Below are 24,413 nucleotides of genomic sequence, written 5' to 3'. Positions count from 1 at the left end.
TAATGCTAATTTAGGTTGATTACTTTAGGTGAATAAGGAGTCAATAAATATCCTCTTGCCAGTTCAATGAATTCATTTTCCTGCTGCTGCGCCCATTCTTCAGAGTATCCTTTTTCTTCAGCAAGGATTCTTGCTACGTTATGAGCGCTGTCTATCGCTGCTCTGGCATCCAGGAAAAGCAGACGTACTCTTCTTGCCAGGATATCTTCAATGGTTTCTGCCATTTCAGCTCTTACGGCCCATACCACTTCTGCTACGGTGAAGGGATGATCAGGATGGATTTTTTGAGCATAGCGCGGATTACTTTCCTGTAATTTTTTGATTGCCGGAATATCAGATCCGTACACATACAGATGATTGGTTCTGTCTACCTGTTCTGGTTTTACATTTCCGTGGATGGAAAGATGTTCTGTTTTAGATGGGCTATTTCCCAATCTGTGAACTTTCATGGCTTCGTTTACAGTATCTTCTGCCATTTTACGGTAAGTAGTCCATTTTCCTCCGATAATAGAAACTAATCCGGTTTCTGAAGTAATAACTTTATGGCTACGGGAAACTTCTTTGGTGCTTTTGCTTCCATCTTTAGGGGCGGCAAGCGGACGAAGACCTGCGAAAACTGATTTCACATCTTCACGGGTTGGTTTTTTAGCCAGATATTGTCTTGCTGTATTTAAAACAAAGCTGATTTCTTCTTCCAGTGCACGAGGCTCAAAGCTTTCATCCTTTAAAAGAGTATCGGTGGTTCCCACCAAGGCTCTGTCGTGCCACGGCACAACAAATAAAACCCTGCCGTCTGATGTTTTTGGAATCATGATGGCATCATCGCTTTTCAGGAAAGATTTATCCAGTACCAGGTGAATTCCCTGGCTTGGTACCACCAATTTACCATGCTTAGGGTTGTTCATATTAAGAATGTCATTCGTAAATACACCAGTGGCATTGATGACTACTTTACCATGGATCTGATATTGCTGTTTAGAAAACTGGTCTTCAGCAACTACGCCTACTACTTTATCAGAAGCATCTTTCAAAAGGTTGATTACTTTCACATAGTTAACAGCACTTCCTCCTTTTTCAATAATCGTCTGGGTAAGATTAATGGCAAGTCTGGCGTCGTCAAACTGTCCATCCTGGTAAACAACACCACTCATTAAGTGATTTTGTTCAATAGTAGGAAGCTTTTCAACGGTTTTCGCTTTGCTGATGTATTTCGTTTTACCCAAACTTAGTTTTCCCGCAAGGAAATCATAAACAGATAAACCTATCTTATAGTAGATTCCTCCCCACCAGGTATAGTTAGGAATAATAAAAGACTGATTTTTTACAATATGTGCTGCGTTCTTTGCTAAGAGTCCTCTTTCTTTTAATGCTTCTTTTACCAATCCGACATCTCCCTGAGCGAGATATCTAACTCCGCCGTGTACCAATTTGGTACTTCTGCTGGATGTTGCTTTTGCGAAGTCATGAGATTCAAGCAATAAAGTTTTGAATCCCCTGCTTACCGCATCTAATGCTGAACCTAAACCACTGGCTCCTCCTCCTATGACAATAAAGTCCCATTCTTTTACATTGGTTAACTTACTGAGTTCTTCGTTTCGTTTCATAAATGTTTCGTTTATGTTTCGTTTTCAAATATATAAATTAAAAATGAAAGCAAAAAGAAAATAAATGAAATTTTAAAATATCGGAAAAAATCGGTAATTTTGATGAAACGAATAAAATGGAAAAGCTATTACCAAGGCAGGATGAAATACTTAAAGAGCTGGATGAGAAAGGGCATGTACTTGTTCAGGATCTGTGTGAAAAGCTCAATGTTTCTTCAGTTACGATCCGAAAGGATCTGAATTATCTCGAAAGCCTGGGGCTTCTTTTCAGAAATCATGGAGGAGCAAGTAAGCAGGTAAGATATGCTTATGAAAAAAATGTGGGTGAAAAAGAAAATATCAATGTGGAAGCGAAGCAGGTTATTGCCAAAGCTGCATTATCATTGATTCACGAAAACGACTGTATTATATTGGCATCCGGGACAACCATGCATTATCTTGCCAGAATGCTTGTGAATTTCAATTCGCTTACTGTTTTAACGTCCTCACTAAGGGTGGCTATTGAGCTTTGTAACAATCCTAATATTAATGTGATCCAACTGGGAGGGGAGGTGAGGAAAAGTTCAACTTCAATCGTAGGATCCATTTCGGAAGGAATTCTCAAACAGTTTTCCTGTAATAAACTTTTTCTGGGGGTAGACGGTATTGATCTTGAATTTGGAATCAGTACCTCCAATGCGGCGGAGGCACATCTTAATCAGGTAATGATTGAGTGTGCGGATAAGACAGTCGTTTTGGCAGATTCGTCCAAACTGAATAAGAAGGGGTTTGGTAAAATTGCCTCATTGGACGAAGTGGATTATCTGATCACAGATAATGGTATCGGTGAAGAAGACCGGTCTGCGTTGGAAGAGAGAGGGGTTACGGTTATTGTAAAATAGGCTGTATTCAGCTTAATTAAATAGTTAAAAAGAGAGACCATCTGACTTCAGGCGGTCTCTATTTTAAAATAGAAATCATTTGACTTGTACTTTCCAGAAAAATCTCTTTTTGTTTTTTCTTTCCGCTCCAAGCAGAGTGTAGAACTTAATGGCTCTTGTATTAAAATCCGGGGTTTGCCATTGAATCATCGAGCAGCCTTCTTCTTTTGAGTGGATTTTTATTAATTCCATTATTTGTTTTCCTGTTCCGTTTCCCCTTGCATTCTCTTTTAGGAATAAGCAGTCAACATACATATAGTAACCTGCGTCCCAGGTGGAGAACTGTTTGAAAAATGTTGCATATCCTGTTATTTCAGTATCAGATTCTGCAACCAGACATTTTATATGGGAATCCGGATCAAGGAGGTGTTTAGCGAGCTGTTCCTTTTTGTTTTCTTCCTTAAAAAAGTTTCTTTCATAGTGCGCATGGGCTTTACATAATTCAATAATGGAACTTATGTCTTTTTCTTCGGCGAATCTTATTTTCATATCTTTATGTTGATGGATTAGCAGGCGCATACAAAAGCGGAACCATTGGTAGGATCTGTTCCTTCTGTGGCATAGCCATCAAATTTCCACCATTCCATTCCTCCTATTAATTCCATCACCTTAAATCCTAATTGGGTCATTTTTAAAGCTCCTTTTGTGGAAGCATTACAGCCTATCCCGTCGCAGTAGCAGACATATATTTTTGACTTATCAAGGTGCCGGGTGCTTTCTTCTGTCATTTCCTGATGGGGCAGATTAATTGCAGATGGGATGTGTTCTTTGCTATAGCCATGTGGTCTTCTGGTATCTACTGCAATGTAATCTGTGCTGTTTTGAAATCCATCATATAAATCTGAAGGATCCATTTCATACATTAATTTTTTCTGGTAGAATTCAATTTGTTCTTGCATAATGTTAAATTGTTTGTAGTGCAAAGCTATGATCGGGTTTATTCTTTTCCTAAGATTGAAATTGAATGTTCTGCAGTGTTAAATGAAATATTTTCAGATAGTGTTTTTTGTTATATGATTAACTTTGCGCTATGGAAATCAAGTTTTTAAAACTTATTAAAACAATTGCGGAGGAAGGGAGTATTGCAGGTTCTTCTGAAAAACTTTTTTTGACACAGTCAGCATTAAGCCATCAGCTTAAAGATCTGGAAATCCAGCTCGGGTTTAAAGTGTTTTACAGGGCAAGGAACAAATGGGAGCTTACTGAGGAGGGAAGTGTGCTTTACAAAACTGCATGTACGGTAATAGATAGTATAGGGAATGGCCTGAATGAGATTCAACAGATAAGAGCCGGAGCGGCGGGTACCATAAAAATCAGTACAGAATGTTACTCATTTTATCAGGGACTACCGTTATTTATTCAGAAAATGAAAGTATTATATCCTGAGATTGAAGTGGATCTGGTATTGGAAGCAACTCATAAGCCTGTGGAAAAAATCATATCCAATGAAATTGATATTGCAGTGGTCACTTCAAAACCTGCCGGTAATAATGAATTGATCTGCATTGAGATTTTTGAGGATGAAGTTTTTGCAGTAATTCATAAAGAAAACCTTTTAAATGATACTGAATATCTTAGTGCTGAGGATTTTCGGGATGCTCATTTAATCATTCATTCTTTTCCTTTAGAAACCGTTTCTGTTTACGATCGGTTCCTTAATCCTAGCGGAATGATGCCTGTGAAGATTTCAGCAGTTCCGTTAACAGAAGTTACTTTGGAAATGGTGCAGGCCAATATGGGGATTACCTGTATGCCGAAATGGGCATTGCATTCATTCAGGCTGTCTGATGAGCTGAAATTTAAAAAAATCGGAAGTAAAGGTTTGAGAAGAAAACATTATCTGGTGGTAAGAAAATCGGATGCCGGAAAAAAATATATTAATGACTTTCTTTTGAACTTCAAAGAATATTTTCAAAATTTTGGATAGTTTTTTTTCTGAAACTGCTAAATGATTAAAAATCAAAATATTTTAGTCGAAATATTTGTCAGTTACAAAATTATTCATAAATTTGCACACTCATTTTAGGGGCGTAGTATGCCTATGTCAAAAGTAGAAATTACTTCAGACTTCCGAAAAATGGGGATAAATAAAGGATAAATTTTATTATAATATAAACAATGTCAGGTATTATTGGTAAAAAAATCGGTATGACATCTTTGTTTAACGAAGAAGGAAAAAACATTCCTTGTACAGTTATCCAAGCTGGTCCATGCTCGGTTTTACAGGTCAGAACCTTAGAAAAAGACGGTTATAAAGCTGTTCAGTTAGGTTTCGATGACAAGAGTGAGAAGAACGTTGGTAAAGCGTTAGCTGGTCATTTTAAAAAGGCTGGTTCTGCTCCTAAAGCTAAATTAGTAGAATTCTACAGAGAATTCGTTGATGAAGTAAAAGTAGGAGAAGAAGTAAAAGTTGATTTATTCGCTGAAGGTGAATATGTTGACGTAACAGGAACTTCAAAAGGTAAAGGCTTCCAGGGTGTTGTTAAGAGACACGGATTTGGAGGTGTAATGCAGGCAACTCATGGTCAGCACAACAGACTTAGAGCTCCAGGTTCTATCGGTGCTGGTTCAGACCCTTCAAGAGTATTCAAAGGGATGAGAATGGCTGGAAGAATGGGAGGTAAGCAGGTAACTGTTCAAAACCTTCAAGTGTTAAAAGTTGATCAAGAACAAAATCTTTTAGTAGTAAAAGGTGCTGTTCCGGGAGCTAAAAATTCTTATGTAATTATCAGAAAATGGAACTAGTAGTATTAAATACATCAGGAAAAGAGACCGGAAGAAAAGTAACTCTAGACGAAACAGTATTCGGAATTGAGCCAAATCAGCACGCGGTTTACTTAGAAGTTAAACAGTATCTTGCTGCTCAAAGACAAGGTACTCATAAAGCAAAAGAAAGAAGCGAAATTACTGCTTCTACTAAAAAGCTTAAGAAGCAAAAAGGATCAGGATCTGCTAGATACGGTGATATCAAATCTCCAGTATTCAGAGGTGGAGGTAGAGTATTCGGACCAAAACCAAGAGACTACAGATTCAAATTGAACAAAGCTCTTAAGAGATTGGCTAAGAAATCTGTTTTATCTCAAAAAATGAGAGACAACAGCATTAAAGTTTTAGAAGATGTGAGCTTTGACGCTCCTAAGACTAAAGATTTCATCAATGTATTAAATGCATTGGAACTTAACGGTAAAAAATCTTTATTCGTTCTTCCTGAAGCTAACAAGAATGTGTATTTATCTTCAAGAAACTTACCTAAAACTAAAGTAATGAACTTCAACGAGATCAGTTCTTACGATTTAGTAAACGCTGGTGAGATCATTTTCTTCGAAGGTGCAGTTGAAAAATTCCAGGAAAATTTAAAGAAATAAATCATGTCAGTTATTATTAAACCAGTTATTTCAGAAAAGGCTAATTACCTTACAGATTTAAGAGGTTCTTATTCTTTCTTAGTGAATCCTAAGGCGAATAAAATCGAGATCAAAAAAGCTGTTGAAGCGGCTTACGGTGTAAAAGTAGCAGACGTTAACACAATGATTTATGCTCCGAAGGTTTCTTCAAAATACACTAAAAAAGGTCTTCAAGTAGGAAAGACAAATAAATTGAAAAAAGCGGTAATCAAACTTGCTGAAGGTGAGGTTATCGATATTTTTGCTGTAAATTAATTATTAATTATAAATAATAGTAATGTCTGTTAGAAAATTAAAACCTATCACCCCGGGACAGAGATTCAGAATTGTAAACAATTTTGAGGAAATTACTACCAACAAACCAGAGAAATCTCTAACAGTTGGTATTAAAAAGTCAGGTGGACGTAACCAAACAGGTAAAATGACCATGCGTTACACCGGAGGTGGACACAAAAAGAAATACAGAATTATTGACTTCAAAAGAAACAAAGCAAACGTTGAAGCTACTGTAAAATCTGTAGAATACGATCCAAACAGAACTGCATTTATCGCTTTATTAGAGTACGCAGACGGAGAGAAGAGATATATCATCGCTCCAAACGGTATCAAAGTTGATCAGAAAGTAGTATCAGGAGAAAGCGTTGAACCAAACGTAGGTAACGCAATGAAATTGAAAAATATTCCATTGGGTACTGTAATCTCTTGTGTTGAAATGAAGCCTGGACAAGGTGCAATTTTAGCAAGAAGTGCTGGTTCTTCAGCTCAATTAACTTCAAGAGATGGTAAATATGCAATCATCAAGTTACCTTCAGGAGAATCAAGAATGATCCTTACTGAATGTATGGCAATGATTGGTTCTGTTTCCAACTCAGATCACCAATTAACTGTATCAGGTAAGGCTGGTAGAAGCAGATGGTTAGGTAGAAGACCAAGAACAAGAGCGGTTGTAATGAACCCAGTAGATCACCCAATGGGTGGTGGTGAAGGACGTTCTTCAGGAGGTCACCCAAGATCTAGAAACGGTAAACCGGCTAAAGGTTACAAAACTAGAAAGAAAAACAAAGTGTCTAACCGTTACATCGTATCTAAAAGAAAATAATTATGGCAAGATCACTTAAAAAAGGACCGTTCATTCATCATACTTTAGATAAGAAGGTTCAGGCAAATATAGAGTCTGGTAAGAAGACAGTTATCAAAACTTGGTCTAGAGCATCTATGATCTCTCCGGACTTCGTAGGACAAACTATTGCTGTACACAACGGGAAATCTTTTATCCCTGTTTACGTTACAGAAAACATGGTTGGTCACAAGTTAGGCGAATTTTCTCCAACAAGATCTTTCAGAGGTCATGGTGGTAACAAAAACAAAGGAAGCAGATAATCATGGGATCAAGAAAACAAGATAGTTCAATCGCAAGAAAAGAAGCTAACAAAGACGTTGTAAAAGCTTCATTAAATAATTGCCCGTCTTCTCCAAGAAAAATGAGATTAGTTGCTGATATCATTAGAGGAGAGCAGGTAGACAAAGCACTTTATATCCTAAAATATTCTAAGAAGGATGCTTCTAACAAGTTAGAGAAATTACTTCTTTCTGCTATGGCTAACTGGCAAGTGAAAAACGAAGGTGCTGACATCGAGGAAGCAAACCTTATCGTTAAAGAAATATTTGTGGATAGTGCAAGACAATTGAAGAGACTAAGACCAGCTCCACAAGGTAGAGGGTATAGAATCAGAAAAAGATCTAACCACGTTACATTAATCTTAGGTAACAAAGAAAATTAATCAAGGTATGGGACAGAAGACAAATCCAATTGGTAACAGATTAGGTATCATCAGAGGATGGGATTCTAACTGGTTTGGTGGAAACGATTATGGAGACAGAATCGCTGAAGACTACAAAATCAGAAGATACCTTGAAGCTAGATTATCTAAAGGTGGTATTTCAAAAATTTATATTGAAAGAACTTTAAAATTAGTTACAGTAACTATTACTACTGCTAGACCGGGACTTATCATCGGTAAAGGAGGTCAGGAAGTTGATAAATTGAAAGAAGAGTTGAAGAAATTGACTGGTAAGGATATTCAAATCAACATTTTCGAAATCAAAAGACCTGAATTAGATGCTGTACTAGTTGCTGATAGTATTTCTAAGCAAATTGAAAACAGAATTTCTTACAGAAGAGCTGTTAAAATGGCAATGGCAAGTACTATGAGAATGGGTGCTGAAGGTATCAAAGTTCAAATCTCTGGTAGATTAAACGGAGCTGAAATGGCAAGATCAGAATCTTTCAAAGAAGGAAGAATTCCATTGTCAACTTTCAGAGCTGATATTGATTACCACTGGGCAGAAGCTCACACTACTTACGGTAGACTAGGGGTAAAAGTTTGGATCATGAAGGGTGAAGTTTACGGTAAAAGAGAACTTTCTCCACTAGTGGGACAACAGAAAAAAGGAGGTCAGTCAGACAGAGGAAACAGAGGAGGAGACAGAGACAACAGAAGACCTAGAAAAAACAACAACAATAACAATAATAATTAAAATTTTAGATTAGAAATTTTGAATTTTAAATTACCGTTACTTTTTTAAAATAAAAAAAATCTAAAATCTAAAATCTAAAATCTAAAATTTAGAAATTATGTTACAACCAAAAAGAACCAAATTCCGTAGAGTTCATAAGATGAAGATGAAGGGGAATGCCCAGAGAGGTAGTCAACTTGCTTACGGAACTTTTGGGATCAAAGCAACGGAAGGAGCTTGGATCACTGCAAGACAGATTGAAGCGGCTCGTATCGCTGCGACAAGATATATGAAGAGAGAAGGTCAACTATGGATCAAAATCTTCCCAGATAAGCCAATTACTAAGAAACCAGCGGAAGTACGTATGGGTAAAGGTAAGGGTGCTGTTGAATATTGGGTAGCTGTAGTAAAACCAGGTAAAATTATGTTCGAAGTTGGAGGTGTACCTTACGATATCGCTAAGGAAGCTTTAAGACTTGCTGCACAAAAATTACCAGTAGTTACTAAATTCATCGTTGCTAACGATTTTGTTAAACCTCTATAATCTTTGAATACAATGAAAAATGCTGATATTAAAAATTTAAGCGCGGGTGATATTCAAGCTCAATTAACTGAAGCAAAAGCTCAATATTCTAAATTGAAATTGGCTCATGCAATCAGCCCAATTGAAAACCCGATTCAAATCAGAGATTTGAGAAAAACAATCGCAAGACTAAACACTGAGTTAACTAACAAACAATAATTTCATTTTACAATGGATAGAAATTTAAGAAAAGAAAGAATCGGAGTGGTTTCCAGCAATAAAATGGAAAAAACTATTGTTGTTAGTGAAACTACAAGAGTAAAGCACCCGATGTACGGTAAATTCGTTTTGAAAACGAAAAAATATACTGCACACGACGAGAACAACGAATGCACAGAAGGTGATACAGTTTTGATCCAGGAAACTAGACCTTTGAGCAAGAGCAAGAGATGGAGATTAGTAAGAATCATTGAAAAAGCTAAGTAATAATGTTACAAACAGAATCAAGATTAAAAGTTGCTGATAACACAGGTGCTAAAGAAGTACTAGTGATCAGAGTTCTGGGAGGAACCAGAAGAAGATATGCTTCAGTTGGTGATAAAATCGTTGTTACGATCAAGGATTCTACGCCATCTGGAAACGCTAAAAAAGGTCAGGTATCTAAAGCTGTAGTAGTAAGAACTAAAAAAGCAGTAAGAAGAAAAGATGGTTCATACATCAAATTCGACGACAATGCTTGTGTATTACTAAACGCAGCGGGAGAAATGAGAGGAACGCGTGTTTTCGGACCAGTTGCTCGTGAGTTGAGAGACAAAGAATATATGAAAATCATTTCATTAGCTCCTGAAGTACTTTAATTTTAAAAATTTTTAAAAGAAATGTCAAAGTTAAAAATAAAAAGAGGAGATAACGTAATCATTACTACTGGTAAGAAAGATATCAAAGGTAAGACAGGTGAAGTTATTGAAGTGATCAAGAAAGAAGGTAGAGACCCAAGAGTAATCGTTGCAGGACTTAACATCGTTAAAAAACACGTTAAGCCTTCAGCTTCTAATCCTCAAGGAGGAATTACTGAGAAGGAAGCTTCTATTCATATCTCAAACGTAGCTTTAGTTGGTAAAGACGGAAAAGCTATCAAAATCGGTTATAAAATCGAAGGAGATAAGAAAGTAAGAATTAACAAAAAAACGGGTGAAACTTTATAATTTGAATTAACATGGAATATATAGCAAGACCCAAAAAAGCATATAAAGAGACAATTGTTCCTGCAATGATGGAAGAATTCGGGTATAAGTCAGTAATGCAAGTACCTAAATTAGAGAAAATCGTTGTATCACAAGGTTTAGGTGATGCTACTGCAGACAAAAAAATCATTGATTATGCTGTAGAAGAGCTTACAAATATCACAGGTCAAAAGGCTGTTGGTACAATCTCTAAGAAAGACGAAGCTGCTTTCAAATTGAGAAAAGGTATGCCTGTAGGTGCAAAAGTTACTTTAAGAGGAAACCAGATGTATGAATTCTTAGACAGACTTACTGCTTCTGCTTTACCACGTATCAGAGATTTCTCTGGTATCAAAGCTGATGGTTTCGATGGTAGAGGTAACTACAACTTAGGTATTACTGAGCAGATTATCTTCCCTGAAATCGTAATTGACAAAGTGAAAAAAATCCAGGGGATGGACATCACTTTCGTTACTACTGCGAAAACAGATAAAGAAGCTAAAGCATTATTAACTCACTTCGGTTTACCATTTAAAAAGAACTAAGAAATGGCTAAAGAATCAATGAAAGCGCGTGAGCGCAAAAGAGAAGCACTAGTTGCTAAATACGCTGCTAAAAGACAAGCTCTTAAAGAAGCTGGTGATTACGAAGGACTTCAAAAATTGCCTAAAAATGCTTCTCCTGTAAGATTACACAACAGATGTAAACTAACAGGTAGACCAAGAGGATATATGAGAACGTTCGGTATTTCCAGAGTAACTTTCAGAGAAATGGCAAACAACGGTCTTATCCCAGGTGTAAGAAAAGCTAGTTGGTAATTATTACTAATTAAAAATCGGGACAATTAAGTTGTTTAGATACTAAAGATAAAAATATCAGACCGAAGATTTCTGAAGTCTGATATTTTACTCTTCAAGTCTTTGCAAAACTGATTGTTCTTTAACCAATAATTTATAAAAGAAAAATGGTAACAGATCCAATTTCAGATTTCCTAACAAGAGTAAGGAACGCACAAAGCGCAGGCCACAAAGTGGTGGAAATTCCTGCATCGAAAATCAAAAAGGAGATTACTAAGATCTTATTTGATCAAGGGTATATCTTAAACTACAAGTTTGAAGATAACGCTGTTCAAGGAGTGATCAAAATCGCTTTAAAGTATGATAAGCAAACTAACAAACCGGCTATCAAGTCTATTCAAAGAGCTTCTAGACCAGGTTTGAGACAGTACAAAGGTTCAGCTGAGCTTCCAAGAGTACTAAACGGTTTGGGTATTTCTATCATCTCTACTTCTAAAGGAGTAATGACTGACAAGAAAGCTAGAGAAGAGAAAGTAGGCGGTGAAGTAATCTGCTATGTTTATTAATTTTTAATCAGAGGAAAATGTCAAGAATTGGTAAAGCAATTATAACAATTCCAGCAGGAGTTACAATCACTGAAAACAACGGTGTAGTAACTGTAAAAGGAGCTAAAGGAGAACTTTCTCAGGAGCTTACTGCAGGAATTACTATAGAACAAAAAGATGGTGAACTTAACGTAAACAGACCATCTGATTCTAAACAACACAAAGCGCTTCACGGTTTATACAGAGCGTTAATCAACAACATGATTGTTGGTGTAAGTGCAGGTTTCGAAAAGAAACTTGAACTAGTAGGGGTAGGATATAGAGCTTCACACGCAGGTCAAAAACTTGAGTTGGCTTTAGGATTCTCTCACGGTATCGTATTAGAACTTCCAAGTGAAGTAAAAGTGGATACATTGACTGAAAAAGGTAAAAACCCAATTATTACTTTAACGTCTCACGACAACCAACTTCTAGGAATGGTAGCTGCAAAGATCCGTTCTTTCAGAAAGCCTGAGCCATACAAAGGAAAAGGTGTAAGATTCGTAGGAGAAATTGTTAGACGTAAAGCTGGTAAATCTGCTTAATAAATTATAAGTATTATGGCATTAAGTAAATTAGAAAAAAGAATAAGAATCAAAAGAAGAGTAAGAGGGAAAATCTCTGGATCTTCTGAATTGCCAAGATTATCTGTATACAAAAGTAATAAGGAAATTTACGCTCAGTTAATCGACGATAAAAATGGTAAAACTTTAGTTTCAGCTTCTTCAAGAGAGAAAGGTGTAGACGCTAAAGGGACTAAGACTGAAGTTTCTGCTGCTGTTGGTAAAGCTATCGCTGCTAAAGCTATCGCTGCAGGAATCGAAAGTATTGTATTTGACAGAAACGGATTCGTATACCACGGTAGAGTAAAAGCTCTTGCTGATGGTGCAAGAGAAGGAGGACTTAAATTCTAATCATTAAATTTCGGAAAATATGTTAGGACTAGATAATATAGAAAGAGTAAAACCGGGAGGATTAGAATTAAAAGATCGTCTCGTAGCTGTTAACAGAGTAACAAAAGTAACAAAAGGAGGTAGAGCTTTCGGATTTTCTGCTATTGTTGTAGTAGGTAACGAAGAAGGTGTTATCGGTTTCGGTTTAGGAAAATCTAAAGAGGTTGCTTCTGCAATTGCTAAAGCAGTTGAAGACGCTAAGAAAAACCTTGTGAAAGTTCCTGTAATGAACCATACTATCCCTCACCAAACTACTGCTAGATACGGTGGTGCAGATATCTTCCTAAGACCTGCTTCTCACGGTACAGGATTGATCGCCGGAGGTGCGGTAAGAGCGGTATTGGAATCTGCTGGTATTCACGATATCCTTTCAAAATCTAAAGGATCTTCTAACCCTCACAACGTAGTGAAAGCTACTTTCAAAGCGTTATTAGACATCAGAAGACCTGAGGAGATCGCTAGAATGAGAGGAATTTCTCTAAGTAAAGTGTTTAACGGTTAATAATTAAAACAATGGCAACAATTAAAGTAAAGCAAGTAAGAAGCGCTATTGGTAGAACAAAAACCCAAAAGAGAACGCTTGAAGCATTAGGATTAAAAAAACTTCACCAAGTTGTAGAACACGAAGCTACTCCTTCTATCTTAGGAATGATCGCTGCAGTAAGCCACTTACTTGAAGTTCAAAAATAATTTTATAAAAGAGAAATTAAAATGAATTTAAATAACATAAAACCTGCTGCAGGATCTACTTTCAACTCAAAGAGAATTGGTAGAGGTCAAGGTAGTGGAAAAGGAGGTACTTCAACAAAAGGACACAAAGGTCAGAAAGCTAGAGCTGGTTATTCTCAAAAAATCGGTTTCGAAGGTGGACAGATGCCTTTACAAAGAAGATTACCTAAATTCGGATTCAAAAACGTAAACAGAAAAGAGTTTAGAGGAGTTAACCTTGATACTATCCAGACTTTAATCGAGAACAAATCCATCACCGGAGATATCACGAAAGAAGTTTTAGTAGCAAACGGGATAATTTCTAAAAACGAATTAGTGAAAATTATGGGTAGAGGAGAATTGAAATCTGCGGTTTCAATCTCTGCTGACAAATTCACTAAATCTGCTGAAGAGCTTATTGCTAAAGCAGGTGGAAAAGCAATTACCTTATAATACTTACTAATGAAAGAATTTATACAAACACTTAAAAATATTTGGAGTCTTAAAGAACTTAGAGATAAAATTCTCTTCACTTTAGGGATTATCCTTGTGTATAGATTCGCATCTTATATCTCGCTTCCTGCAATTAACCTTGCAGAGGTGGGAGATCTCTTAGAGCATTATAAAAATCAAGGCGGTAACAAGCAAGGAGCAGGTCTCCTTGGCTTGCTTTCGTCGTTTACGGGGGGAGCTTTCAGCCACGCTTCCGTAATGGCGTTGGGAATCATGCCTTATATTTCTGCTTCTATTATTGTTCAGTTGATGGGGATGGCTATTCCTTATCTTCAGAAGCTTCAGAAAGATGGAGAGTCAGGTAGAAATACATTGAACCAAATTACAAGATGGTTAACAATTGGAGTTTGTCTGGTACAGGCACCTTCTTACTTAACTTCTATTACTCAATTATTCTTACCATATGCTCAGTTCCAGTCTGCATACTATGTAGAGCCAAATTCAATCATGTTCTGGTTGCCAAGTATTGTTATTTTGGTTGCCGGTTCAGTATTCGCAATGTGGCTGGGTGAAAAGATTACCGATAAAGGAATCGGAAATGGTATCTCTATCCTTATTATGGTGGGGATCCTTTCAAGATTACCTGAGGCATTCGTACAGGAGATGGCCGTGCAGAACGGAAAAGGAGGAATGGGATCTATCATGATCCTTATTGAAGTATTATTCTGGATGTTGGTAGTTCTTTTAGCAGTAATCTTATCAGTAGCTGTTAGAAAAATTCCAATTCAGTATGTAAGCAGAGCTCAAGCAAGAGGAGGTGTAAACAGAAATCTTATGCAGGGAGCAAGACAATGGATTCCATTGAAAGTAAATGCTGCTGGTGTAATGCCGATTATCTTTGCCCAGGCATTGATGTTCGTACCAGGATTATTAACAAAATTCGATGAGTCTAACACTTTTCTTGCAGGTTTCAAGAATGTTTTTAGCTGGCAGTACAACGTATTGTTTGCGCTATTAATTATTATCTTCTCATTTTTCTATACTGCGATTACAATTCCGGTAAACCAGATGGCTGATGACTTGAAGAGAAATGGAGGTTTAGTACCGAAAGTAAGACCCGGTAAAGAGACCGCTGATTATTTAGATGATATTTTATCAAAAATTACCTTGCCAGGTGCAATTTTTTTATCTATCTTTGCAGTCCTTCCAGCAATTGTGCATGGAAGCTTTGTTCAGACAGATGCGTTTGCCCTATTTTTCGGGGGAACATCATTATTAATTATGGTGGGTGTAATTTTAGATACAGTTCAACAGATTAATACTTATCTGCTGAACCATCATTATGATGGCTTAATGCAGTCTAAATTATCAAGAACGACTGGATATTAATTTATGGCAAAACAAAAACATATTGAACAAGATGGCGTGATCGTGGAAGCACTTTCTAACGCCATGTTCCGTGTAGAGCTGGAAAATGGGCATATCCTTATTGCTCATATCTCCGGCAAAATGAGAATGCATTATATTAAACTTTTACCTGGAGATAAGGTAAAACTAGAAATGTCTCCCTATGATTTAACAAAAGGGAGGATCACATTTAGATATTAAAACAATGAGCCAAATGGAATACGCATTCCATTTGGCAATTTGTAAAAAATAAATACTATCAAAATGAAAGTAAGAGCATCAATTAAAAAAAGAAGCGCTGATTGCAAAATCGTACGCAGAAAAGGTGTACTATTCGTAATCAACAAGAAGAACCCAAAATTTAAACAAAGACAAGGTTAACATTAAATTATGGCGAGAATTGCAGGTATTGATTTACCAAAAAACAAAAGAGGTGTTATCGGTTTAACTTACATCTATGGAGTAGGAAGAAGTACTTCTTCTGAAATCCTTAAAGCTGCCGGTATCAGCGAAGACAAGAAAGTCAACGAATGGAATGACGATGAATTGGCTGCAATCAGAACATATATCTCTGAAAACGTAAAAGTAGAAGGAGAATTGAGATCTGAAGTGCAATTGAACATCAAGAGATTGATGGACATAGGATGCCAACGAGGAATACGTCACAGACTTGGATTACCTTTAAGAGGCCAGAGAACGAAAAACAACTCTAGAACACGTAAAGGGAAGAGAAAAACTGTTGCTAACAAGAAAAAAGCTAGTAAATAATCGTTAGGAATTATGGCAAAACAAACTAAAGTAGTTAAGAAAAGAAAAGTAAAAGTTGAAGCTATTGGTGAAGCTCATATTCAGGCTTCTTTCAATAACATCATCATTTCTTTAACAAATAAAAACGGAGAGGTTATCTCTTGGGCTTCTGCCGGTAAAATGGGTTTCAGAGGTTCTAAAAAGAATACTCCATTTGCTGCTCAGATGGCAGCTGAAAATTGCTCTGCTGTAGCTCACGAAGCTGGTTTAAGAAGAGTAAAGGTGTTTGTGAAAGGTCCAGGTGCAGGTAGAGAATCTGCTATCAGATCTATCCACAATTCAGGAATTGAAGTTAGCGAAATCATTGATGTGACTCCTATGCCACACAATGGATGTAGACCACCAAAAAGAAGAAGAGTTTAATTTTTAGAATTTACCCATTATGGCAAGATATATTGGACCTAAAACTAAGATTGCTAGAAAGTTTGGTGCTGCAATCTACGGAGATGATAAAAACTTCGAAAAAAGAAAGAACCAACCGCCAGGACAACACGGTCCTAACAAAAGAAGAGGTGCTAAAAAATCAGAATATGCAATTCAGTTAGCTGAAAAACAAAAAGCTAAATATACTTACGGTATTTTAGAAAGACAGTTTGCTAACCTATTTGACAAAGCACACAGAAGTAAAGGTGTAACAGGGGAAGTTCTATTACAACTTTGTGAATCAAGATTGGATAACGTAGTATACAGATTAGGTTTTGCTAAAACAAGATCTGGAGCTAGACAATTGGTTTCTCACAGACACATCACTGTGAACGGAGAAATTCTTAATATCCCTTCTTACTTGGTAAAAGCTGGTGATGTAATCGCTGTAAGAGAAAAGTCTAAGTCTCTTGAAGTTGTTACCAATGCATTGGCTTCTAAGTCAAACTATGAGTGGTTACAATTCAACGATGAGAAGAAAGAAGGAACTTTCGTTTCTGCTCCTGAAAGAATCCAGATTCCGGAGGACATTAAGGAAAACCTTATCGTCGAACTTTACTCTAAATAATTTTTTAATCAAATTTTTGCTCAACCCAATAATATGGCAATTTTACAATTCATAAAACCCGATAAAGTAATTTTACTTAACTCTGATGAATTTAAAGGTCAATTTGAATTCAGACCTTTAGAACCAGGTTTCGGGCTTACAATCGGTAATGCTTTGAGAAGAGTGTTGCTTTCTTCTCTGGAAGGATACGCTATTTCATCTATCAAAATAGAAGGTGTAGAGCACGAATTTTCAACTATTCCAGGAGTAATCGAAGACGTTACCGAAATTATTCTTAACCTTAAGCAGGTAAGATTAAAAGCTGCAGCAGAAGGCCAGGCTAACGAGCAGGTTGTTGCTAAAGTTTCAGGTCAAACGGTTATTACTGCTGGTGATTTAGGAAAGTCTATCAATGGATTTGAGGTTCTGAACCCGGATTTAGTGATCTGCAACCTAAACAGTGATGTAACTTTCGAAATTACTTTCAATATTGAAAAAGGTAGAGGGTATGTTCCTTCTGAACAAAATAAATCAAACAATGCTCCTGTAGGAACTATTGCTATTGACTCTATTTTCACGCCGATCAAGAAAGTACAATACAGCATTGAAAATTATCGTGTAGAGCAAAAAACAGACTACGAAAAACTTGTATTAGATATAGAAACTGACGGGTCTATCAGCCCTCAGAATGCTTTAACTGAAGCTTCTAAGATATTAATTTATCACTTCATGCTATTCTCCGATGAGAGAATTACGCTTGAAACTGAAGCTGTAAAAGCATCTATCCAGTACGATGAAGAAACTCTTCACACAAGACAACTTCTTAAGTCTAAATTAGCAGATATGGATCTTTCTGTAAGAGCCCTTAACTGTCTTAAAGCGGCTGAAGTAGAAACTCTTGGAGAACTGGTTTCTTACAGTAAGTCTGATTTGATGAAATTCAGAAATTTTGGTAAAAAATCTTTGACAGAACTAGAAGAATTAGTGCATTCAAAAGGTCTTAACTTCGGTTTCGACGTTGCAAAATATAAGTTAGACGCTGATAAATAATTAATAATGAGACACGGTAAAAAATTCAATCACTTAGGAAGAACAGCTTCTCACAGAAGTGCTTTACTTTCTAATATGGCTTGTTCTCTAATTGAGCATAAAAGAATCAACACTACTGTAGCTAAAGCTAAAGCTTTAAGAGTATATGTTGAGCCTCTATTAACAAAAGCAAAAGAAGATACTACACACAATAGAAGAGTAGTATTCTCTTACCTTCAAAATAAATTTGCGGTTGCTGAATTATTCAGAACTGTAGCTCCTAAAATCGCTGAAAGAAACGGTGGTTATACAAGAATCATCAAGACAGGATTCAGACCAGGTGATGCTGCTGACACTGCTCTTATCGAATTAGTTGATTTCAACGAGCTTTACAACCCTAATGCTGAAGAGAAAAAAGCTACAAGAAGAAGCAGAAGATCAACAACTGCTAAAAAAGCTGAAGCAGTAGTTGCTGATGCTCCTGCAGTTGAAGAGAAAGTAGAAGAAGCTAAAGCTGATACTACTGAGGAAAAAACTGAAGAATAATATTCATTCAGATATATAAAAAAACCATCCGGAATCCGGATGGTTTTTTTATGTAATACTTATCAAATAAAATGTCCCTCAATATGGAAGGACAATTTTTTATTTTAAATCTTTGTTCTTTTCAGCTCAATAATATTGTTACCCTGTTCAAGGTGAAGGCTGTCTCCTTTTACCCTTGCAGTCATATCATCTTTTTTGTAAATCGTTTCATCTCCTTTGGTTTCCGATTTAGGCAAGGTAAACGTTTTCTTGTTGCTGGTAATAGCTACCGTACTTTCTTTAGGATCGTTTTTAAATACTACTTTCACCAGTGTTCCGTCAGTAGCTTTATACACAAAATCTGTTTTTTCTGTTTTTTGACCGTTGATGTTTACAGTAGAAGAACTTTGTGTTAATGAATCTATCTTTCCGTTGTTGTCTGTAACTACAGTTTCTGAACTGTCTGTTTTGATAACGCTTTTGTTTCCGCTTTCACTTTTTTTACAGCTGACTACTGCCAGTGCCAATACAGCACCTAGTGCTAAAAGACTTTTTTTCATGATTATATTATTTGATATTCAATTGATTTTTATATTTTAAATTTTACAAAAATCATGCCTTACAATATGAGAAATTTTAAACGTTATTTAAGCATTATTCTTTTATTTTTCTCCTTAAATACTGTGTTTTCACAGAAAGGAAATTTTGAAATTAAAGATGGACATTTCTTCCTGAACGGAAAATCATTTACCGTGTATTCAGGAGAAATGCATTATCCCAGAGTTCCGTCGGAGTATTGGAAGCATCGTCTGGAGATGATGAAAGCAATGGGACTGAATACCGTTACGACCTACGTTTTTTGGAATTATCATGAAGAAGCCCCGGGAAAATGGAATTTTTCAGGTGAAAAAGATTTGCAGAAGTTCATCAAAACGGCACAGGAAGTTGGCTTATACGTTATCATTCGTCCGGGGCCTTATGTTTGTGCAGAGTGGGAATTCGGAGGATATCCGTGGTGGCTGCAGAAAAATAAAGACCTTGAAATAAGAAGAGACAACAAAGCCTTCTTAGAGGAATGCCGTAAATATATCAGTCAGCTGGCAAAGCAGATCGTACCTCTGCAGATTAATAATGGCGGCCCGGTTATTATGGTACAGGCAGAGAATGAATTTGGATCTTACGTTGCCCAAAGAAAAGATATTCCGTTGGAAGAACACAGGAAATACAGTCATAAGATTAAGGACATGCTGTTGAAAAGCGGAATCTTGGTACCTTTATTTACCTCAGACGGCAGTTCACTTTTTAAAGGAGGATCTATTGAAGGTGCTTTACCTACCGCAAACGGAGAAGGTGATATTGCTGTTTTAAAGAAAAGCATCAATGAGTATAATGGAGGAAAAGGTCCGTATATGGTTGCAGAATATTATCCCGGATGGCTTGATCACTGGGCAGAGCCATTCGTTAAGGTCTCCACAGAAGATGTGGTGAAACAAACAAAGCTTTATATAGAAAATGATATTTCTTTTAATTATTATATGATTCATGGCGGAACCAACTTTGGATTTACCAGTGGTGCCAATTACGATAAGGACCATGATATCCAGCCGGATCTTACGAGCTATGATTATGATGCTCCCATTAGTGAAGCAGGATGGGCAACCCCTAAATATAATGCGTTGAGAGAAATTTTTCAATCCCTCAATAAAAGTAAACTTCCGGATGTTCCAAAACCAGTAAAAGTTATCACCATTCCCCGGATAAAATTTTCAAAAGTAAATTCTCTGTTTGATCTTACCGATCATCAGAAACCTGTTATTAATGACCAGCCATTAACGTTTGAAGATCTGAACATCGGAAACGGATATGTTCTTTACAGAAGAAAGTTTGACAAAGGCCATAAAGGGATATTGGAAATAAAAGGACTCCGTGATTATGCGAATATTTACATCAATGGCCAATGGAAAGGTGAATTGAACAGAGTATATAAAAAGTATGATCTTGCTATTGAAATAAAATCCGGAGACCGGCTGGAAATTCTTGTTGAAAATATGGGAAGAATCAATTACGGAGCAGAGATTGTTCATAATTTAAAAGGAATTATCAGCCCCGTAAAAATTAATGGCGCTGAAGTTTCCGGGAACTGGGAAATGCTTCCTCTTCCTTTTGATACTTTTCCAAAACATCACTTTAAAAATAAAGAAATTGCAGATCATTCACCTGTTATTCAGGAGGCAGAATTTGTGCTTGAAGAAACCGGTGATACTTTTCTTGATATGAGAAATTTTGGAAAAGGTATTGTTTTTATTAACGGAAAAAATGCAGGAAGATACTGGAGTACTGCAGGTCCTCAGCAAACACTTTACATTCCCGGAGTATGGCTGAAGAAAGGCAAAAACAGGATTCAGATCTTTGAACAGATTAAGTCCCACCATACAATAAGCAGTATTGATTATCCTATCTTTGATCAGATTGTGAATAATAATTGATTTTAAAAACGGATTTGTAATTTTTTATTTTGATTTATTATGAAATATTTATAATAATATTGTTTTTGAAGTGAAAAATTGATTAAATTTAATACAGCTAAAACACTAAGCCATAACTTCAAACTCAAATAGTAATATTACACAAAGGTGTAATTGATTTCAAATTGTTTTCTGTTGAAATTTGCTTCAAACAAACAAAGTCATGAGCATTTCCATAGCCATAGTAGAAGACGAAAAAAACTACAACAATGCGTTGAAGAAGGTCATCAATTATCAGAAGGATATGAAAGTGGTTGCCCAGTTCTTTGATGGCAATGATGCCATAACGAACCTGCCAGATATCTCTCCTGATGTTGTGATGATGGATATCCAGTTACAGGATATGCTCGGAATCGAAATCATAGAAAAACTGCGAAAAGAAATTCCCGGTACCCAATTTATTATGTGTACCAGCTTTGATGATGATGAAAAGATCTTTAATTCTTTAAAGGCCGGCGCTATGGGATATCTTGTAAAAGGTGAAAGTATGGATAAGATTCTTTCTTCAATACGGGACGTATATCAGGGAGGTGCTCCTATGAGTTTTTCTATTGCCAGAAGAGTATTGAATCATTTCGAAAAAAAGCTTCCGGAAATAAAAGGCTTTGATGAACTTACGGAACGCGAAAAAGAAATTCTAGAACTTCTTTCACAGGGGCTTCTTTACAAAGAGATTGCGGATAAAAAATTCATCAGTATTGACACCGTCAAGAAGCACGTAGGAAATATTTACAGAAAACTCCACGTCAATAACAAAGTGGAGGCAGTCAATAAATTTAACCAATCAAAAAACTAAGAAATTATGGAAAATTCAAATGCAACAAGTCAGGTAGTCCTTGATGACAATTTAGCTTACAGAGAAGGCCCTATCGGTAATAAACTTGAACAGCTGGTTGAAGATGTGTCGGAAATGAGGCCCATTAGCCACATTCTGGCAGAAAGTTTTATTGACAGTGCTAAAAAGGGCGTTTTGCCTTTTATGCAAAATCGGGAGGTGAATTTTAATCTTGGAGGTATTTATGCTGTAAAACATTCTCTCCTGAAAGATATTTGTGAGATTATGAAAGATATTAAGGCGACCTATTTAACATTTACTTTCGTACAGATATATCCCCAGGATTCCAGATTACGACTTACACCTTATTCTGAAAACAAAATGATGTATATGGTGGCCTCTTTGCAAACAGAAGGGAAAAATACCATTGATGAACATAATTATCTTATCATCAATGCCAATCAGGATCTTTCACTTAAGGATCTGAAAATCTCCGATGAGAATGTAAAAACACTTAATGATTTTTATCTTAAGAACGGACATCAGGTATTGACTAATTACTTAGGAAGAAATAATACATTTTATATCAGTTATCATATCGTTGATCTGATAGATACCCTGTCAAAAGATGATAGTGAGACATTTATCATCAACCTATGCGAGATCAGTGATGTGAAGAAAGTCGTTTTTGAAAATAATCTTGGCGATAAATTTCGCGAAGACCAATATAAAAGACATTTTGAAACCCATGAAAAACAAATGACACTGGTTTTTAGTACAGACGAGGGATATTACGATATGGGTTCATTATATCCGTAAAATGGTAATCCAGATAATATACATCGCAGTACTCCTGGCGGCTACTGTGAAGTCCATAGTTTTAGCTGGGAAGAAAGGTCTTTCCAGCCAAAACTATTTTGCGATATTTTTGTTTCTCACGCTTTGTCTGGAACTGTATGGGCATTATAAAATATGGAATAAAGAATTTGATTTTGCTTATCTGTTTAATTACTACAGCATTTTTTTGATTATATTTTTTAACATTTACTATGCTAAAATCTTCCCTCGGAAACTCAGGGTATTTTTCCGCTGCGTTCTGATTGCCATACTTGCCTATATTATTCTGTTTATAAAGTTTTATAGTGAAAACTATGAAAATACACTGGGAATATTAGTGTGCTTTTATTTCATCATCAATGTGCTGGTTTGGTTTTTTATAAGACTGAAAAATTTTGACGAAATAAAAATTCTGGACGATCCGCATTTCTGGGTTTCCTGTGGCTTGCTTTTTTGGAGTATTTTCTTTATTTTCAGATCCATACCCATGTTTTTTCTTCGGGATAATGATCCGGGGCTTCTGCAAATTCTGAAAGTGATGCAGTATTGTGTAAATATCATTATGTATGGAATGTTCTATATTGCTTTAAGGAAATTTGAAAATAAAAACACAATATGAAGCAACTGCCGGATACAATAAGATTGGCTTATATTATTGCTGTTATTTTATTAATAACTTTTGTCATCTTTATTGTTTTAATAGTTGTTCTGTATAACAAAAGACAGCTTTTTTTTATTCAGCAGCAGCAGCTTAAAGAATCTGAACACCAAAACCAGCTCCTTCAGAAAGAACTCGAAAAACAAAAGGTGCTGGAAGAGGAGCGGGAACGTATCTCCCACGATATGCATGATGATCTTGGAGCCGGAATTTCTGCATTGAAGCTCCAGGCAGAATTTCTGAAACAGAAAGCGGAAGATGATGATCTGTTAAACGACATCGATGAGCTTCTGAAAACCTCCGAAGAAATGAATATTTCCATGAGAGAAATGCTGTGGAGTCTGAACTCAGGAAATGACACATTGGGGAGCTTTATCGATTATGCTGTCCTTTATACCGGAAACTTTTTGAAGAAAACAAAAATAATCGTGTATTCAGAATATGAAAATATCATAGCAGAAACACCGATTTCCACCGAAATGAGACGTAATCTTTTTCTTTGTCTGAAAGAAGCCGTTAATAACGTTTACAAACACAGCCGTGCCCACAGCCTGAAGCTTTCATTTTCGCAGGAAGAAAATAACTTTTCTATGAAAATCTCTGATAACGGAAAGGGAATTTCCGACGGCCATAAAGAAGGGAATGGTCTTAGAAATATGAAACGAAGAATGAGCGAATTATCTGGCGATTGTATAATCATTTCCGGAAATCCCGGAACCTGTCTGGTCTTCAAAACCAAATTATAAATTACCCTTTTGTGTAATTGACTGGTCCGTTTTTTAGAGAGAAATTTGATACATAAAATCAAAGGCCATGAAAACTCTTATTAACGACAGTATCGAAGATCTGGAAGCTGCTTTAAAAAACAGCAGTGATCTTCAGGAAAAGTTCAGAATAAATCCTGTAGAGGCTATAAAAAATGTAGAAATAAGAAATCCTAAGGATACAGACTACTGGATTTACAGGATTATTGTCCTGATGCTCGGGCTGGCAGTTATCGCAATCATTGCAGGGCTTATACTCATTGCTTACTGGAATGACGGCTCCTCCAAAGATAATCAGCTGGTTACTATATTTGCAACGATTTCATCAGGAGCAATAGGTGCCCTGGCCGGTCTTTTATCTCCCACGCCCAGAAAATAATAATAACTCCTATACCGTATCATAAAGCTCACTTTTCAAGGTGAGTTTTGT

Annotated in this window: 40 protein-coding genes; 36 read left to right on the top strand and 4 right to left on the bottom strand. The window is 36.4% G+C overall.

Translation table 11 applies throughout. From position 1 onward, the window contains the following. Window positions 1-5: 5 nt before the first annotated feature. Window positions 6-1,604, bottom strand: a complete 1,599-nt coding sequence (locus AB1278_RS21595) for a glycerol-3-phosphate dehydrogenase/oxidase (RefSeq protein ID WP_202840851.1) — start codon at window positions 1,602-1,604, stop codon at window positions 6-8. A 116-nt stretch (window positions 1,605-1,720) separates the two neighbouring features. On the opposite strand from AB1278_RS21595, the gene AB1278_RS21590 reads away from it, so the two are divergent. Beyond that, complete coding sequence (locus AB1278_RS21590) at window positions 1,721-2,485, top strand: DeoR/GlpR family DNA-binding transcription regulator (protein WP_202840850.1); 765 nt, start codon at window positions 1,721-1,723, stop codon at window positions 2,483-2,485. Between the two features lie 75 nt (window positions 2,486-2,560). Here the strand turns inward: AB1278_RS21590 and AB1278_RS21585 are convergent, their stop codons facing one another. Continuing rightward, window positions 2,561-3,013, bottom strand: a complete 453-nt coding sequence (locus AB1278_RS21585) for a GNAT family N-acetyltransferase (protein ID WP_202840849.1) — start codon at window positions 3,011-3,013, stop codon at window positions 2,561-2,563. Window positions 3,014-3,030: 17 nt separating this feature from the next. Beyond that, window positions 3,031-3,423, bottom strand: a complete 393-nt coding sequence (locus AB1278_RS21580) for a rhodanese-like domain-containing protein (RefSeq protein ID WP_202840848.1) — start codon at window positions 3,421-3,423, stop codon at window positions 3,031-3,033. A 131-nt stretch (window positions 3,424-3,554) separates the two neighbouring features. On the opposite strand from AB1278_RS21580, the gene AB1278_RS21575 reads away from it, so the two are divergent. The 29 genes from AB1278_RS21575 to rplQ all read left to right on the top strand — a co-directional run bounded on the left by AB1278_RS21575 (window position 3,555) and on the right by rplQ (window position 18,445). After that, window positions 3,555-4,451: a LysR family transcriptional regulator gene (locus tag AB1278_RS21575; RefSeq protein ID WP_202840846.1), complete on the top strand. Its 897-nt coding sequence runs from the start codon at window positions 3,555-3,557 to the stop codon at window positions 4,449-4,451. Between the two features lie 191 nt (window positions 4,452-4,642). After that, window positions 4,643-5,269, top strand: coding sequence for a 50S ribosomal protein L3 (gene rplC, locus AB1278_RS21570; protein WP_002983195.1), 627 nt, complete (start codon window positions 4,643-4,645; stop codon window positions 5,267-5,269). Continuing rightward, the gene (gene rplD / locus AB1278_RS21565; protein WP_034694672.1) at window positions 5,260-5,889 is read left to right on the top strand and encodes a 50S ribosomal protein L4; all 630 of its coding nucleotides are present in this window, start codon (window positions 5,260-5,262) and stop codon (window positions 5,887-5,889) included. Before rplC ends, rplD begins: the two co-directional genes overlap by 10 nt. Before the next feature lie 3 nt (window positions 5,890-5,892). Then, window positions 5,893-6,183, top strand: coding sequence for a 50S ribosomal protein L23 (gene rplW / locus AB1278_RS21560; protein ID WP_002983204.1), 291 nt, complete (start codon window positions 5,893-5,895; stop codon window positions 6,181-6,183). 22 nt (window positions 6,184-6,205) lie between these two features. Further along, on the top strand, window positions 6,206-7,027 hold the full coding sequence (gene rplB, locus AB1278_RS21555; protein WP_027381305.1) for a 50S ribosomal protein L2: 822 nt from the start codon (window positions 6,206-6,208) through the stop codon (window positions 7,025-7,027). Window positions 7,028-7,029: 2 nt separating this feature from the next. Continuing rightward, window positions 7,030-7,308, top strand: coding sequence for a 30S ribosomal protein S19 (rpsS, locus tag AB1278_RS21550; protein ID WP_002983209.1), 279 nt, complete (start codon window positions 7,030-7,032; stop codon window positions 7,306-7,308). 2 nt (window positions 7,309-7,310) lie between these two features. Further along, on the top strand, window positions 7,311-7,709 hold the full coding sequence (gene rplV / locus AB1278_RS21545) for a 50S ribosomal protein L22 (protein WP_002983214.1): 399 nt from the start codon (window positions 7,311-7,313) through the stop codon (window positions 7,707-7,709). A 7-nt stretch (window positions 7,710-7,716) separates the two neighbouring features. Further along, the gene (gene rpsC, locus AB1278_RS21540) at window positions 7,717-8,466 is read left to right on the top strand and encodes a 30S ribosomal protein S3 (RefSeq protein WP_034694675.1); all 750 of its coding nucleotides are present in this window, start codon (window positions 7,717-7,719) and stop codon (window positions 8,464-8,466) included. A gap of 97 nt (window positions 8,467-8,563) precedes the next feature. Next, window positions 8,564-8,989: a 50S ribosomal protein L16 gene (rplP, locus tag AB1278_RS21535; protein ID WP_076596996.1), complete on the top strand. Its 426-nt coding sequence runs from the start codon at window positions 8,564-8,566 to the stop codon at window positions 8,987-8,989. 12 nt (window positions 8,990-9,001) lie between these two features. Further along, window positions 9,002-9,187, top strand: a complete 186-nt coding sequence (rpmC, locus tag AB1278_RS21530) for a 50S ribosomal protein L29 (protein ID WP_034694678.1) — start codon at window positions 9,002-9,004, stop codon at window positions 9,185-9,187. Between the two features lie 12 nt (window positions 9,188-9,199). Beyond that, complete coding sequence (gene rpsQ / locus AB1278_RS21525; RefSeq protein WP_027371715.1) at window positions 9,200-9,454, top strand: 30S ribosomal protein S17; 255 nt, start codon at window positions 9,200-9,202, stop codon at window positions 9,452-9,454. Between the two features lie 2 nt (window positions 9,455-9,456). Next, a complete protein-coding gene (rplN, locus tag AB1278_RS21520; protein ID WP_002983226.1) occupies window positions 9,457-9,825 on the top strand; it encodes a 50S ribosomal protein L14 in 369 nt (122 codons plus the stop codon). Between the two features lie 21 nt (window positions 9,826-9,846). After that, the gene (gene rplX / locus AB1278_RS21515) at window positions 9,847-10,173 is read left to right on the top strand and encodes a 50S ribosomal protein L24 (protein WP_047427597.1); all 327 of its coding nucleotides are present in this window, start codon (window positions 9,847-9,849) and stop codon (window positions 10,171-10,173) included. A gap of 11 nt (window positions 10,174-10,184) precedes the next feature. Next, window positions 10,185-10,736 (top strand): 50S ribosomal protein L5, encoded by a 552-nt coding sequence (gene rplE, locus AB1278_RS21510; protein ID WP_034694682.1) that lies wholly within the window; start codon window positions 10,185-10,187, stop codon window positions 10,734-10,736. 3 nt (window positions 10,737-10,739) lie between these two features. After that, a complete protein-coding gene (gene rpsN / locus AB1278_RS21505; RefSeq protein WP_002983233.1) occupies window positions 10,740-11,009 on the top strand; it encodes a 30S ribosomal protein S14 in 270 nt (89 codons plus the stop codon). A 146-nt stretch (window positions 11,010-11,155) separates the two neighbouring features. Further along, window positions 11,156-11,554 carry a 30S ribosomal protein S8 gene (rpsH, locus tag AB1278_RS21500; RefSeq protein WP_002983236.1) on the top strand — a complete coding sequence of 133 codons (399 nt, stop codon included), beginning with the start codon at window positions 11,156-11,158 and terminating at the stop codon, window positions 11,552-11,554. A gap of 17 nt (window positions 11,555-11,571) precedes the next feature. Continuing rightward, a complete protein-coding gene (rplF, locus tag AB1278_RS21495) occupies window positions 11,572-12,117 on the top strand; it encodes a 50S ribosomal protein L6 (protein ID WP_110008552.1) in 546 nt (181 codons plus the stop codon). Between the two features lie 15 nt (window positions 12,118-12,132). Next, window positions 12,133-12,486: a 50S ribosomal protein L18 gene (rplR, locus tag AB1278_RS21490; RefSeq protein ID WP_002983242.1), complete on the top strand. Its 354-nt coding sequence runs from the start codon at window positions 12,133-12,135 to the stop codon at window positions 12,484-12,486. A gap of 19 nt (window positions 12,487-12,505) precedes the next feature. Beyond that, window positions 12,506-13,027, top strand: coding sequence for a 30S ribosomal protein S5 (gene rpsE, locus AB1278_RS21485; protein ID WP_002983245.1), 522 nt, complete (start codon window positions 12,506-12,508; stop codon window positions 13,025-13,027). 11 nt (window positions 13,028-13,038) lie between these two features. After that, the gene (rpmD, locus tag AB1278_RS21480; RefSeq protein ID WP_029297759.1) at window positions 13,039-13,215 is read left to right on the top strand and encodes a 50S ribosomal protein L30; all 177 of its coding nucleotides are present in this window, start codon (window positions 13,039-13,041) and stop codon (window positions 13,213-13,215) included. Between the two features lie 21 nt (window positions 13,216-13,236). Continuing rightward, on the top strand, window positions 13,237-13,686 hold the full coding sequence (gene rplO / locus AB1278_RS21475) for a 50S ribosomal protein L15 (RefSeq protein ID WP_110008553.1): 450 nt from the start codon (window positions 13,237-13,239) through the stop codon (window positions 13,684-13,686). Window positions 13,687-13,695: 9 nt separating this feature from the next. Beyond that, entirely contained in the window at window positions 13,696-15,075 is a 1,380-nt protein-coding gene (secY, locus tag AB1278_RS21470; protein ID WP_002983253.1) for a preprotein translocase subunit SecY, read from the top strand. 3 nt (window positions 15,076-15,078) lie between these two features. After that, entirely contained in the window at window positions 15,079-15,294 is a 216-nt protein-coding gene (gene infA, locus AB1278_RS21465; RefSeq protein WP_002983257.1) for a translation initiation factor IF-1, read from the top strand. Window positions 15,295-15,357: 63 nt separating this feature from the next. After that, entirely contained in the window at window positions 15,358-15,474 is a 117-nt protein-coding gene (gene rpmJ / locus AB1278_RS21460; protein WP_007839480.1) for a 50S ribosomal protein L36, read from the top strand. A gap of 9 nt (window positions 15,475-15,483) precedes the next feature. Then, window positions 15,484-15,861, top strand: a complete 378-nt coding sequence (gene rpsM / locus AB1278_RS21455) for a 30S ribosomal protein S13 (protein ID WP_002983260.1) — start codon at window positions 15,484-15,486, stop codon at window positions 15,859-15,861. A 12-nt stretch (window positions 15,862-15,873) separates the two neighbouring features. Next, window positions 15,874-16,263: a 30S ribosomal protein S11 gene (gene rpsK / locus AB1278_RS21450; protein ID WP_002983263.1), complete on the top strand. Its 390-nt coding sequence runs from the start codon at window positions 15,874-15,876 to the stop codon at window positions 16,261-16,263. A 19-nt stretch (window positions 16,264-16,282) separates the two neighbouring features. Next, a complete protein-coding gene (rpsD, locus tag AB1278_RS21445) occupies window positions 16,283-16,891 on the top strand; it encodes a 30S ribosomal protein S4 (protein WP_110008554.1) in 609 nt (202 codons plus the stop codon). 33 nt (window positions 16,892-16,924) lie between these two features. Beyond that, window positions 16,925-17,920 carry a DNA-directed RNA polymerase subunit alpha gene (locus AB1278_RS21440; RefSeq protein WP_047376582.1) on the top strand — a complete coding sequence of 332 codons (996 nt, stop codon included), beginning with the start codon at window positions 16,925-16,927 and terminating at the stop codon, window positions 17,918-17,920. Window positions 17,921-17,926: 6 nt separating this feature from the next. Beyond that, a complete protein-coding gene (gene rplQ / locus AB1278_RS21435; protein WP_110008555.1) occupies window positions 17,927-18,445 on the top strand; it encodes a 50S ribosomal protein L17 in 519 nt (172 codons plus the stop codon). 104 nt (window positions 18,446-18,549) lie between these two features. On the opposite strand, the gene AB1278_RS21430 is transcribed toward rplQ, so the two are convergent. Beyond that, window positions 18,550-18,984 carry a hypothetical protein gene (locus AB1278_RS21430; RefSeq protein WP_343643421.1) on the bottom strand — a complete coding sequence of 145 codons (435 nt, stop codon included), beginning with the start codon at window positions 18,982-18,984 and terminating at the stop codon, window positions 18,550-18,552. Between the two features lie 66 nt (window positions 18,985-19,050). Here AB1278_RS21430 and AB1278_RS21425 point away from each other — a divergent pair, with 66 nt between their 5' ends. The 6 genes from AB1278_RS21425 (at window position 19,051) to AB1278_RS21400 (ending at window position 24,362) form a co-directional block, all read left to right on the top strand. Then, entirely contained in the window at window positions 19,051-20,910 is a 1,860-nt protein-coding gene (locus AB1278_RS21425) for a glycoside hydrolase family 35 protein (RefSeq protein ID WP_429816902.1), read from the top strand. 202 nt (window positions 20,911-21,112) lie between these two features. After that, on the top strand, window positions 21,113-21,745 hold the full coding sequence (locus AB1278_RS21420; RefSeq protein WP_343643419.1) for a response regulator transcription factor: 633 nt from the start codon (window positions 21,113-21,115) through the stop codon (window positions 21,743-21,745). 6 nt (window positions 21,746-21,751) lie between these two features. Further along, window positions 21,752-22,543: a hypothetical protein gene (locus AB1278_RS21415; protein WP_429816899.1), complete on the top strand. Its 792-nt coding sequence runs from the start codon at window positions 21,752-21,754 to the stop codon at window positions 22,541-22,543. Between the two features lies 1 nt (window position 22,544). Beyond that, a complete protein-coding gene (locus AB1278_RS21410; protein WP_429816897.1) occupies window positions 22,545-23,180 on the top strand; it encodes a hypothetical protein in 636 nt (211 codons plus the stop codon). Beyond that, window positions 23,177-23,965, top strand: coding sequence for a sensor histidine kinase (locus AB1278_RS21405; protein WP_429816894.1), 789 nt, complete (start codon window positions 23,177-23,179; stop codon window positions 23,963-23,965). The genes AB1278_RS21410 and AB1278_RS21405 overlap by 4 nt, the downstream gene beginning before the upstream one ends. Window positions 23,966-24,032: 67 nt before the next feature. Next, a complete protein-coding gene (locus AB1278_RS21400) occupies window positions 24,033-24,362 on the top strand; it encodes a hypothetical protein (RefSeq protein ID WP_330745118.1) in 330 nt (109 codons plus the stop codon). Window positions 24,363-24,413 lie beyond the last annotated feature (51 nt).

This window comes from Chryseobacterium sp. NRRL B-14798 (assembly GCF_050470705.1).
GTDB lineage: Bacteria > Bacteroidota > Bacteroidia > Flavobacteriales > Weeksellaceae > Chryseobacterium > Chryseobacterium cupriresistens.
The sequence above is the reverse complement of the archived record's forward strand: the minus strand, read 5'-3'. Positions and strand labels throughout refer to the sequence as shown.

Bases quoted from the DNA above. Each gene is read 5' to 3' on its own strand.
- AB1278_RS21410 (WP_429816897.1), top strand. From the start codon at position 22,545: ATGGTAATCCAGATAATATACATCGCAGTACTCCTGGCGGCTACTGTG.
- rpsD (WP_110008554.1), top strand. From the start codon at position 16,283: ATGGCAAGATATATTGGACCTAAAACTAAGATTGCTAGAAAGTTTGGT.
- rplO (WP_110008553.1), top strand. From the start codon at position 13,237: ATGAATTTAAATAACATAAAACCTGCTGCAGGATCTACTTTCAACTCA.
- rplP (WP_076596996.1), top strand. From the start codon at position 8,564: ATGTTACAACCAAAAAGAACCAAATTCCGTAGAGTTCATAAGATGAAG.
- rpmJ (WP_007839480.1), top strand. From the start codon at position 15,358: ATGAAAGTAAGAGCATCAATTAAAAAAAGAAGCGCTGATTGCAAAATC.
- AB1278_RS21590 (WP_202840850.1), top strand. From the start codon at position 1,721: ATGGAAAAGCTATTACCAAGGCAGGATGAAATACTTAAAGAGCTGGAT.
- rpmD (WP_029297759.1), top strand. From the start codon at position 13,039: ATGGCAACAATTAAAGTAAAGCAAGTAAGAAGCGCTATTGGTAGAACA.
- AB1278_RS21440 (WP_047376582.1), top strand. From the start codon at position 16,925: ATGGCAATTTTACAATTCATAAAACCCGATAAAGTAATTTTACTTAAC.
- rpsK (WP_002983263.1), top strand. From the start codon at position 15,874: ATGGCAAAACAAACTAAAGTAGTTAAGAAAAGAAAAGTAAAAGTTGAA.
- AB1278_RS21585 (WP_202840849.1), bottom strand. From the start codon at position 3,013: ATGAAAATAAGATTCGCCGAAGAAAAAGACATAAGTTCCATTATTGAA.
- rplD (WP_034694672.1), top strand. From the start codon at position 5,260: ATGGAACTAGTAGTATTAAATACATCAGGAAAAGAGACCGGAAGAAAA.
- rplW (WP_002983204.1), top strand. From the start codon at position 5,893: ATGTCAGTTATTATTAAACCAGTTATTTCAGAAAAGGCTAATTACCTT.
- rpsH (WP_002983236.1), top strand. From the start codon at position 11,156: ATGGTAACAGATCCAATTTCAGATTTCCTAACAAGAGTAAGGAACGCA.
- rplN (WP_002983226.1), top strand. From the start codon at position 9,457: ATGTTACAAACAGAATCAAGATTAAAAGTTGCTGATAACACAGGTGCT.
- rplQ (WP_110008555.1), top strand. From the start codon at position 17,927: ATGAGACACGGTAAAAAATTCAATCACTTAGGAAGAACAGCTTCTCAC.
- rplB (WP_027381305.1), top strand. From the start codon at position 6,206: ATGTCTGTTAGAAAATTAAAACCTATCACCCCGGGACAGAGATTCAGA.
- rpsS (WP_002983209.1), top strand. From the start codon at position 7,030: ATGGCAAGATCACTTAAAAAAGGACCGTTCATTCATCATACTTTAGAT.
- rplC (WP_002983195.1), top strand. From the start codon at position 4,643: ATGTCAGGTATTATTGGTAAAAAAATCGGTATGACATCTTTGTTTAAC.
- rplX (WP_047427597.1), top strand. From the start codon at position 9,847: ATGTCAAAGTTAAAAATAAAAAGAGGAGATAACGTAATCATTACTACT.
- rplF (WP_110008552.1), top strand. From the start codon at position 11,572: ATGTCAAGAATTGGTAAAGCAATTATAACAATTCCAGCAGGAGTTACA.
- AB1278_RS21405 (WP_429816894.1), top strand. From the start codon at position 23,177: ATGAAGCAACTGCCGGATACAATAAGATTGGCTTATATTATTGCTGTT.
- rplV (WP_002983214.1), top strand. From the start codon at position 7,311: ATGGGATCAAGAAAACAAGATAGTTCAATCGCAAGAAAAGAAGCTAAC.
- rpsC (WP_034694675.1), top strand. From the start codon at position 7,717: ATGGGACAGAAGACAAATCCAATTGGTAACAGATTAGGTATCATCAGA.
- secY (WP_002983253.1), top strand. From the start codon at position 13,696: ATGAAAGAATTTATACAAACACTTAAAAATATTTGGAGTCTTAAAGAA.
- rplR (WP_002983242.1), top strand. From the start codon at position 12,133: ATGGCATTAAGTAAATTAGAAAAAAGAATAAGAATCAAAAGAAGAGTA.
- AB1278_RS21420 (WP_343643419.1), top strand. From the start codon at position 21,113: ATGAGCATTTCCATAGCCATAGTAGAAGACGAAAAAAACTACAACAAT.
- rpsM (WP_002983260.1), top strand. From the start codon at position 15,484: ATGGCGAGAATTGCAGGTATTGATTTACCAAAAAACAAAAGAGGTGTT.
- AB1278_RS21400 (WP_330745118.1), top strand. From the start codon at position 24,033: ATGAAAACTCTTATTAACGACAGTATCGAAGATCTGGAAGCTGCTTTA.
- rplE (WP_034694682.1), top strand. From the start codon at position 10,185: ATGGAATATATAGCAAGACCCAAAAAAGCATATAAAGAGACAATTGTT.
- AB1278_RS21595 (WP_202840851.1), bottom strand. From the start codon at position 1,604: ATGAAACGAAACGAAGAACTCAGTAAGTTAACCAATGTAAAAGAATGG.
- rpsE (WP_002983245.1), top strand. From the start codon at position 12,506: ATGTTAGGACTAGATAATATAGAAAGAGTAAAACCGGGAGGATTAGAA.
- AB1278_RS21580 (WP_202840848.1), bottom strand. From the start codon at position 3,423: ATGCAAGAACAAATTGAATTCTACCAGAAAAAATTAATGTATGAAATG.
- AB1278_RS21430 (WP_343643421.1), bottom strand. From the start codon at position 18,984: ATGAAAAAAAGTCTTTTAGCACTAGGTGCTGTATTGGCACTGGCAGTA.
- AB1278_RS21425 (WP_429816902.1), top strand. From the start codon at position 19,051: ATGAGAAATTTTAAACGTTATTTAAGCATTATTCTTTTATTTTTCTCC.
- AB1278_RS21575 (WP_202840846.1), top strand. From the start codon at position 3,555: ATGGAAATCAAGTTTTTAAAACTTATTAAAACAATTGCGGAGGAAGGG.
- rpmC (WP_034694678.1), top strand. From the start codon at position 9,002: ATGAAAAATGCTGATATTAAAAATTTAAGCGCGGGTGATATTCAAGCT.
- AB1278_RS21415 (WP_429816899.1), top strand. From the start codon at position 21,752: ATGGAAAATTCAAATGCAACAAGTCAGGTAGTCCTTGATGACAATTTA.
- rpsQ (WP_027371715.1), top strand. From the start codon at position 9,200: ATGGATAGAAATTTAAGAAAAGAAAGAATCGGAGTGGTTTCCAGCAAT.
- infA (WP_002983257.1), top strand. From the start codon at position 15,079: ATGGCAAAACAAAAACATATTGAACAAGATGGCGTGATCGTGGAAGCA.
- rpsN (WP_002983233.1), top strand. From the start codon at position 10,740: ATGGCTAAAGAATCAATGAAAGCGCGTGAGCGCAAAAGAGAAGCACTA.